Raw genomic sequence first — 8582 nt, 5'->3', positions numbered from 1 at the left:
GGTTGAGTCTGAGTGCGCGGTCAGGGATGGAGTGATCCGGGCTGCGGGCGCCCGCAGCCCGGATCACTCCATCCCTGACCGCGCACTCAGACTCAACCGACACCTGTGGCGTATCGTGAAGTCAATTGCATGCAGACGCATGGATACGGACTCGCCGACCGCACGGCCTCCGAGCCCATCCCTCTTCGAGCAGGAGTCGTCATGACCACCACCAGCACCCGCTTCACCGACCGCGTCGTCCTCATCACCGGAGGTGGATCCGGCCTGGGCCGCGCTGCCGCCGTCCGCCTCGCCCAGGAGGGCGCGAAGCTCGCCCTCGTCGACATCTCCGAGCAGGGCCTCGCCGCCACGGTCGACGTTCTGCCCGAGGGCACCGAGTCGATCACCGTCCTCGCCGACGTGTCGAAGGAGGCGGACGTGGACGCCTACGTCGCGCGCACCCTCGAAGCGTTCGGCCGCATCGACGGCTTCTTCAACAACGCCGGCATCGAGGGCCGCCAGAACCTCACCGAGGACTTCACGGCCGACGAGTTCGACAAGGTCGTCGCGATCAACCTGCGCGGCGTGTTCCTCGGCCTGGAGAAGGTGCTGAAGGTGATGCGCGAGCAGGGCTCGGGCATGATCGTCAACACCGCGAGCGTCGGCGGCATCACCGCGATCGGCAACCAGTCCGGCTACGCGGCCGCCAAGCACGGCGTCGTCGGCCTCACCCGCAACTCCGCGATCGAGTACGGCGAGTTCGGCATCCGCATCAACGCGATCGCGCCCGGGGCCATCTGGACCCCGATGGTCGAGAACTCGATGAAGCAGCTCGACCCGCAGAACCCGCGCAAGGCGGCCGAGGAGTTCATCCAGGTCAACCCGACCAAGCGCTACGGCGAGGCCGACGAGATCGCCTCGGTCGTCGCCTTCCTCCTCTCGGACGACGCCTCCTACGTGAACGCGACCGTCCTCCCGATCGACGGCGGTCAGTCCATCAAGTACTGAGGTCCCGCGGAGGGAGCGGAGGGAGCGCCTGCTGCGGCGGGCGAGCCCTCCGCTCCCTCCGCTGACGCCGTGTCGTTCGTGGGACGGACTCGGCCGCTCCTCCACAGGTGCTCCCTCCGACGTGCGTCCCCACCGGGCCTCCGTCGCGCAGCACCCGGCACCGCGGCGGGAGCAGAATGGGGGTCGGTCCCGCCAGCGGCCGGACCTCGACCGCTACGGAGACATGCATGAACCCCACCGGGAGCTTCCGCGCCGCCCGCGACACCCTCCTGCAGCACCGCACCGATGCGGTCGCCGCGAACGAGGCCTTCCAGTGGCCGGACGTCGGGCCCCGCTTCAACTGGGCGGTGGACTGGTTCGACGCGATCGCCATCGGCAACGAGCGCCCCGCCCTCTGGATCGTGGAGGAGGACGGCTCCGAGGAGAAGTACTCCTTCGACCGGATGCGCTGGCGCTCCGACGAGGTCGCCGCCTGGCTCCACTCGGTCGGCGTCGAGCAGGGCGATCACGTGATGCTCATGCTCGGCAACCGCCTCGAGCTGTGGGAGTCGATGCTCGCGATCATGAAGCTCGGCGCGGTCATCCTCCCCACGACGACCCTGCTCTCACCCGCCGATCTGGCCGACCGCCTCGAGCGCGGCGAGGTCGCGCACGTCATCGCGGACGCCTCCGAGACAGCCAAGTTCGACGAGATGGAGGGCGGCTTCGGCCGCATCGCGGTCGGCGGCGCCGTCGAGGGCTGGCTCGACTACGCCGACTCGCTCGAGCCCTTCGGCATCAGCCCGACCGTGGTCGTCCAGAGCTCCGATCCGTGCCTGATCTACTTCACCTCCGGCACCACCTCGAAGCCCAAGATGGTCGTGCACACGCACGAGTCGTACCCCGTGGGGCACCTCAGCACGATGTACTGGCTCGGCGTCCAGCCGGGCGACGTGCACATGGCGATCAGCTCGCCGGGCTGGGGCAAGCACGCGTGGAGCTGCTTCTTCGCGCCGTGGAACGCCGAGGCGACGGTGTTCGTCTACAACTACAGCCGCTTCTCCCCCACCGCTCTGCACCAGCAGCTCGACCGGGCCGAGGTCACCACGTTCTGCGCGCCGCCGACCGTGTGGCGGATGCTGATCCAGTCGGCGCTGGGAGCGAAGCCGCGCGCGCTGACCGAGATCCTCTCGGCGGGCGAGCCGCTCAACCCCGAGGTCATCGCGACCGTCGAGCGGGAGTGGGGACTCACCATCCGCGACGGCTACGGCCAGACCGAGACCACCGCGATCATCGCGAACCCGCCCGGCGCCCCCGTGGTCCCCGGAGCGATGGGCCGCGCGCTGCCCGGCGTCGCCATCGCCCTCGTCGATCCGCTGACCGGCGAGCCCGCCTCCACCGGTGAGATCTGCCTCGACCTCTCCGTCGAGCCCGTCAACCTGATGTGCGGCTACCTCGGCGACGAGGACCGCACCGAGCGCGCCCGCGCCGACGGCTACTTCCACACCGGCGACGTGGCGGTCCGCGCGGTCGACGGCACGATCACCTTCGTCGGCCGCACCGACGACATCTTCAAGTCCTCCGACTTCAAGATCTCGCCGTTCGAGGTCGAGAGCGTGCTGCTGCAGCACCCCGCCGTCGCCGAGTCCGCGGTGGTGCCGGCTCCGGACGAGGTGCGCCACAGCGTGGTGAAGGCGTACGTCACTCTCGCCGAGGGCTGGGAGCCGACCGCCGAGACGGCGAGCGCGATCTTCGCCCACACCCGCGAGCTGCTCTCCTCCTTCGAGCGGGTGCGGCGCCTCGAGTTCCACCCCCTGCCCAAGACGATCTCGGGCAAGATCCGCCGCGTCGAGCTGCGCGAGCGCGAGGAGGAGGCGTTCCGCCGCGGCGAGGAGATCCCCACGGAGTGGCGCGCCGACCGCCTCTAGGCGCGGCGGCCCTCGTCCGCCGGGACACCGCCGGGACCGCCGCAGCACCGCTGAGACGGCGGCGTCCCGGCGGGGCGGTGGTGTCTCGAGGGGATGCGGTGGGCCGGGACGACGGCCGCCGGTGACCAGCGGGAGCGGGTGCCGTCAGCGCGGAACCAGCGCGGCGTCGGCGGCGTCCGGATCACAGGCAGGCGATCAGCTCGGCGTCAGCGGGGGCGGACGGCGATCAGCTCGCCGTGGTCGCGGACGCCGGGGGCGCTGCGGTGGAGCGAGTGGGTCACCTCGAGGCCGGCCTGCTCGGCGAGCGCGCGCATCTCGGTGAGCGGGTGAAACCACGCCGGTGCGACGGCGTGCGCGAACGCCTCCGAGCGCGGCCCTTCGAAGAAGCCGATCAGCAGGCTTCCGCCCGGTCGGAGGTGCGCGGCGAGCGCCGCGACCGCGCCGGGCAGCTCCGCCGGCGGCAGGTGGATGAGCGAGTACCACGCGAGAACGCCCCCGAGGCCGTCGACGTCGAGCTCGAGCGCCGAGCCGAGCCGGAACGGGACGTCCGGGAACCGCGCTCGAGCCAGCGCGACGAACTCCGGCACCGGGTCGACGCCGACCGCGGCGGCTCCGCGGCGCCGGAGGAACTCCGTCCAGTGCCCGGGCCCGCAGCCCACATCGGCGACCGTGCCCCCCAGCCCGTCGGCCCACGACCCGATCAGCTCGCGATCGGCCGCGGGCCCCGCGTCGACCGATCCGAGCAGCGCCGCGTACTCCTCCGCCCGCGCGCCGTACGCGTCCCGCACCTCGTCCATCCGGTGAGCGTAGGCCGTCTCGAAACAGCGCGCAGCGGGCACGCGGAGGCGCGTGGCACGTTCCGCGGTGCCGTTGGCACAGCTCGGCGGCACGGTCCACTGGCGCGTTCTGACGTTCTGGCGCGCCTGCCTCGTGAGCGTTCGCGCCCGGCCTCCCGAGGCGCTCCGCGAGGACGGATCATCGAGGTGCCGCGCCCCGTCCCCGCCCCGAAGGAGACCCGATGACCCCTGCCGACGCCGCCCCCGCCCTGCCCGCCGCCGCCCTCGTCTTCCCCCTGCTCGTCGGCGTCGCGCTGCTCGCCTCGGGCGCGACCGCCCTGCTCCGCGCCACTGGTCCTCATGGCGTCCGGAGGCGCCTCGAGGAGTCCCGCGCCCGCGCCGCGGCCCTCGGCGGAGGCCCGGGCGCGCGCGGATGCAGCGCTCCCGGCGTCCTCCCGGCCTGCCTGCGGGTCGTCGTCGGCGCCCTCCTCCTGCTGGCCGCCGGCCCGGCCTACACCGCGGCCGCCCTCGTCGCCGCAGCCCTCTGCGCACTCGCCCTCGCGCACGCCGTCCGCCGCTTCGCCCAGGACTCGGAGGGCGACCCGCCCGCCCCGGCCGCGGTCGCCGCCACGGCCGCGCTGCTCGCCTTCGCCACCGTCGCCGCGGCCCAGGGGATCCTCGGATTCACGGGCGTCCTGGCGCACCTCCGGGAGTTCGACCAGCAGGACCTGAGCTGGGCGGCCGCCCTCGTCGGAGTGGTCGCCGCGTGCGGCCTCCTGCAGCTGGCGGGACGCGCAGCGCAACCGGTGGCCGCACCGGCGGGGGGCGTCAGGCGGCGCGGCTGATGCTCGGAGCTCCGACGCTCGATGCGCCCCCGCACCTCGTCCTCGACGGCAGCGCGGTGCGGCTCGCGCCCGCCCGCGGCTCCGTCGCCGTGATCACCTTCTGGATGCAGTTCCACAACTCCGGCACCGCCGCCCTGCACGACCTCGCCCTGTTCTGCGGCTCCTTCACCGACGGCTCGGGCGCCGAGCTCGACTACGACGAGGCCCCGGTCACCGTGGTCGGCCGGCCCGAGCGGGTCGCCCCGGGAGCGGGATTCGTGGCCGTCGCGCACTACACGATCGCGCCGCTGAGGGCGCCCCGGACGCTCCGCCACTCCATCGTCCTGCGGGGCCGCACGAGCGACGACCGGCCCTTCACCGACGTCGCCGCGCTCGAGATCCACGTCGATCCGAGGCGCACCCCGGAGGTCAGGTTCCGCCCCCCGATGGCGGGATCCGACACCTTGCGGTGGAGGTGAGCGACGACGCGATCGCATGAAGACTTCTCACCACCGGCCCGGATCGGCCAGGGTAGAGGGATCGCGTCGTACGGAGGACGCGCCAGAGGAAAGGACTCCGCCGTGAGGGGAATCGCAGAAGGCAGCCGACCGATCGTCGATCGCGGGGTGTCCCGCCGGGACACCGCGGCGGCCGCGTGGCTGGCGCAGAGCGGCGTCGACGTCCGCGCGAACGGCGCGTTCCGCATCGTGGCCGACACCCTCTGCAGCGACGGCGTCGACGTGCTCCGGATCTGGCACTCGCCGGCCCGCCTGCACCGCACCTCCGCCATCGGCCCGGGCGTCCGCCTGATCATCCCGCTCGAGGGCGCGATCGTGATCCAGCCGGACGATCCGGCGGCACTCGAGGTCCGCGTCGCGCCGGGCGACATCGCCTTCCTCCACTGCGACTCCCCGTTCACGATCGTGACCGACACCCCGAGCGCCCGCACCGAGATCGCCCTCGACCGCCCGCTGCTGGGCCTGGTCGACTCGGCCGACCGCGGCGCCGTCGTCACCGAGGCCGACGCGGCCAGCCGCGGCATCCTGCTCTCGACCGTCAACGCGACCTTCGGCTCCACCCTCGACGCCGACTCCCCCGCCTTCCCCCTGGTGCGGGCCGCCGTCGAGCAGCTGGCGGGCGCTGTGCTGGCGACCTCGCTGCCGCGCGAGAGCAGCGAGGACGTCTACACGCGCGCCCTCGCCCTGATCGCCGCGATGTCCACCGACCCCCGCCTCTCGGTCCAGGAGATCTGCGAGCGCCTCGGCGTCCCGAAGCGGACGCTGCAGCGCACCTTCGCGCGGAACGGCACCACCGTGTTCGACGAGATCCGCCGCGCACGCCTCACGACCGCGCGCGCCCTCCTCGGCGGGAGCGACTCCCCGCCCTCGCCCGAGCACGTGCTGAGCAGCTACGTCCGCTCGCAGCGCCTGCGCCGCGACCTGCTCCACCTCGAGACGGTGCCCGCCTCGAAGTTTGGCTGACGCCGGGGCCGCAGCTCTCTCCGCGTCGACAGCCCCGTGGGCGAGGGAGGTCACCGCGCGGGAGCGCGCCTCCGGTCCGGACGCTCCGGCTCGGAGGCACCGTCTCCGCAGCCGCCCCGCGCTCAGCCCGGGTACGGCACCGACGCCGCCGGCCACCCCGAGGCCGCGAGCTCCGCGCGCAGCCGATGGTGGTGCTGCACCGCGCCGAGGGAGTCGGTGCGGAAGGCGATGGCGAGGGCCGCGTCGGCCCAGTAGGCGTCCCAGCCGGAGTAGCGCTCGAAGACGCGGTCGCCGACCGCGGCCAGCAGCTCCCAGGCGCGCGCCGCCGGGAGGTAGCCGGCGACGTAGGCGTAGCGGATCGCGCCGATCGTGCGCTCGGCGTCGCCCGCGAGCAGGAGGAGCGGCGGACGCCCGTCGACCGCCTGGGCGAGCTCGAGGAGGTGGAACTCGCTGCCGCCCGTGAGCGCGGCGACCCGGGAGCGCATCCGCTCGGCGTCGCCGGAGGCCGAGACCTCGGCGAAGCGGGTCGAGAGCGGCCCGCGGGTGAGCACGTCGGCGACCAGCAGCTCGACGTCGTCGGCCGAGGCGATGCGGAAGTCGCGGTCGAGCGCGACCCGGTGCTCGACGAGCGGATGCAGCGGCAGCTGCTGCCACGGCGCCCCCTTCGCTCCGTCGGCGTAGCGGCGCCGCAGCTCCTCCGGGAGCTCGGCCCAGGAGGGCTGGAACGCGAGGGAGGAGTTCCAGCCGGCGAACGAGAAGTCGCTGACCGCGTCGAGCGCGAGCAGCTGCTGCTGGCGGAGGGACGGGGTCGGCGAGCCGGCCGCGCCGAGGTACGCGAGCTGCTCGCGGCGCGGCGCGCGCGCATCCCACTGCTGGAAGCCGACCGTGGCGGCGAGCAGCCCGAAGGCCAGAGCGAACGCGAACGCCGTGAACGCGACGACGCTCTCGCCGCCGCCGAGCGCGAGCCCCCACGCGAAGCCGACCAGGCCCACCGGAGCCGCGAAGGCGGTCACCAGGAGCGCGCGGCGTCCGGCGCCCTGACCGCGCCGGTGCGCATCGGCCGCCCGCGCGTAGCGCAGCCGGGGTCGGACGGGGAACTCGACGTCTCCGGGATGGTTCTGCAGCGGCACGGTCGCAGCCTAGGGGCGCGGGTCGCGTCGATGTGTGCTTGCCTGGTCGCATGACTCTCGCCGAAGCACTCCTCGAGCGGGCCGACCTGCAGAAGCGGATCGAGGCCCTCCAGTCGCGGATCGTCGCGAACGCCTCCTACCAGGAGGGGGAGGAGCCGACCGAGGACCCGGCCGAGCTGCTCGCCGACTGCACGCGCGCACTGGGCGAGCTCGAGCGGCTGGTCACGGCGATCAACCTCACCAACGCGACGGCGACCACTCCCACCGGCGAGGTGCTGACCGCGGCGCTCGCCCGGCGCGAGGCCCTGCGCGCCCGGCACAGCCTCCTGACCCGCGCGGCCGACGCGGCCGCCGGCGAGCGCGCCTACCGCCAGCTCCGGAGCGAGCTGCGCCGCCTGCCCGCGCTGCCGGTGCGGGAGCTGCGCGAGCAGGCGGACGCCGTGGCGCGCGAGCTGCGCGGGCTCGACGCCGACGTCCAGAGGACGAACTGGGGGGTCGAGCTGCAGAGCTGACAGGAGACGCGGTGAGTCGGTAGGCGCACCGGAGCGAGCACGCACCGTCGGGCCGGCGGTTCATCCGGCCCTCTGTCACGCGGTGGGCAGCGTCCCGGCTCCAGCCGTCACTCACAGCCCAGCACCGAGGACCGGTGACCGCGCAGACAGGACACCTCATCACCATGTGCTGGCCGGTGCGCCGAGGGCGGGTTCGGGGACCTCACCGCGTCTCGGGCGCACGCGGACGCACGTCGGGTCGGGCCGGGATCTTCTCGAACGGGCGCGTTGACGCACGCCGGGCTCGGGGCAGCGGCTCCTCGAACGGGCACGTGGACGCCTGCCGGGTCCGGGCCGGCGTCCGGCCGCCCCCGCCCGGCCGCGCCCGCCCTCCCCGCCGCTCAGTACTCGATGCGCCCGCGCCGGTCGTGGAACTCGCCCGTCGGCCCGTCGGAGCCGAGCAGGGCGAGCGCGACGGTCGCGTCCGTGCCCTCGGTGACGGTCTGGTGCCCGCCGTGTCCGTTGAAGTCGGTCGCGGTGTAGCCGGGGTCGCTCGCGTTGATCCGCATCGCCGGCAGGTTCTTCGCGTACTGCACGGTGAGCGCGACGACCGCCGCCTTCGATGCCGCGTAGGGGATCGCGGTGACGGGGAACTCGTCGTGGCCCTCGGTGCTCAGCCAGCGCGGCCAGCCGACTCCGGACGCCACGTTCACGACGACCGGGGCCGCGGAGGCCTGCGGCAGCGGGAGCGCGGCCTGTGTGACGCGGACGATGCCGACGACGTTCGTCTCGAGGACGCCCGCCATCGCCTCCGGGGTGAGGTCGTCGACGCCGAACGAGGTGCCGAGCACGCCGGCGTTGTTGACGAGCACGTCGAGCCCGGGCAGGGAGGCGATGGCGGAGTCGACGCTCGCCTGATCGGTGACGTCGAGGCGGACGGGGTGGGCGCCGAGCGCGCGGGCGGCGTCGCCGTCGGCGGTGTCTCG

9 protein-coding genes are annotated in these 8582 nt (G+C 73.9%); 6 read left to right on the top strand and 3 right to left on the bottom strand.

Annotated features, from left to right (window positions below; genetic code table 11):
• The first annotated feature begins 201 nt into the window (after nucleotides 1-201).
• Both C5C82_RS16390 and C5C82_RS16385 read left to right on the top strand, forming a co-directional pair.
• Nucleotides 202-987, top strand: a complete 786-nt coding sequence (locus tag C5C82_RS16390; RefSeq protein ID WP_258066165.1) for a glucose 1-dehydrogenase — start codon at nucleotides 202-204, stop codon at nucleotides 985-987.
• 227 nt (nucleotides 988-1214) lie between these two features.
• Nucleotides 1215-2894, top strand: a complete 1680-nt coding sequence (locus tag C5C82_RS16385) for an AMP-binding protein (protein ID WP_104355391.1) — start codon at nucleotides 1215-1217, stop codon at nucleotides 2892-2894.
• Nucleotides 2895-3100: 206 nt separating this feature from the next.
• Here C5C82_RS16385 and C5C82_RS16380 read toward each other — a convergent pair whose 3' ends face one another.
• Nucleotides 3101-3691: a trans-aconitate 2-methyltransferase gene (locus tag C5C82_RS16380; protein WP_104325636.1), complete on the bottom strand. Its 591-nt coding sequence runs from the start codon at nucleotides 3689-3691 to the stop codon at nucleotides 3101-3103.
• Between the two features lie 221 nt (nucleotides 3692-3912).
• On the opposite strand from C5C82_RS16380, the gene C5C82_RS16375 reads away from it, so the two are divergent.
• The 3 genes from C5C82_RS16375 (at nucleotide 3913) to C5C82_RS16365 (ending at nucleotide 5975) form a co-directional block, all read left to right on the top strand.
• A complete protein-coding gene (locus C5C82_RS16375; RefSeq protein WP_104355390.1) occupies nucleotides 3913-4515 on the top strand; it encodes a hypothetical protein in 603 nt (200 codons plus the stop codon).
• The gene (locus C5C82_RS16370; protein ID WP_104355389.1) at nucleotides 4515-4973 is read left to right on the top strand and encodes a hypothetical protein; all 459 of its coding nucleotides are present in this window, start codon (nucleotides 4515-4517) and stop codon (nucleotides 4971-4973) included. The genes C5C82_RS16375 and C5C82_RS16370 overlap by 1 nt, the downstream gene beginning before the upstream one ends.
• Nucleotides 4974-5120: 147 nt before the next feature.
• Nucleotides 5121-5975: a helix-turn-helix domain-containing protein gene (locus C5C82_RS16365; RefSeq protein ID WP_146086021.1), complete on the top strand. Its 855-nt coding sequence runs from the start codon at nucleotides 5121-5123 to the stop codon at nucleotides 5973-5975.
• A 122-nt stretch (nucleotides 5976-6097) separates the two neighbouring features.
• On the opposite strand, the gene C5C82_RS16360 is transcribed toward C5C82_RS16365, so the two are convergent.
• Entirely contained in the window at nucleotides 6098-7105 is a 1008-nt protein-coding gene (locus C5C82_RS16360; RefSeq protein ID WP_104325638.1) for a DUF1266 domain-containing protein, read from the bottom strand.
• A gap of 50 nt (nucleotides 7106-7155) precedes the next feature.
• On the opposite strand from C5C82_RS16360, the gene C5C82_RS16355 reads away from it, so the two are divergent.
• A complete protein-coding gene (locus tag C5C82_RS16355; protein ID WP_104355387.1) occupies nucleotides 7156-7617 on the top strand; it encodes a DIP1984 family protein in 462 nt (153 codons plus the stop codon).
• A gap of 380 nt (nucleotides 7618-7997) precedes the next feature.
• Here C5C82_RS16355 and C5C82_RS16350 read toward each other — a convergent pair.
• On the bottom strand, nucleotides 7998-8582 hold a 585-nt coding region (locus C5C82_RS16350; protein WP_104355386.1), incomplete at its 5' end, for an SDR family NAD(P)-dependent oxidoreductase.

The sequence above is a fragment of the Rathayibacter sp. AY1D5 genome, from assembly GCF_002932515.1.
In the GTDB taxonomy this organism is placed as follows: domain Bacteria; phylum Actinomycetota; class Actinomycetes; order Actinomycetales; family Microbacteriaceae; genus Rathayibacter.
The sequence above is the reverse complement of the archived record's forward strand: the minus strand, read 5'-3'. Positions and strand labels throughout refer to the sequence as shown.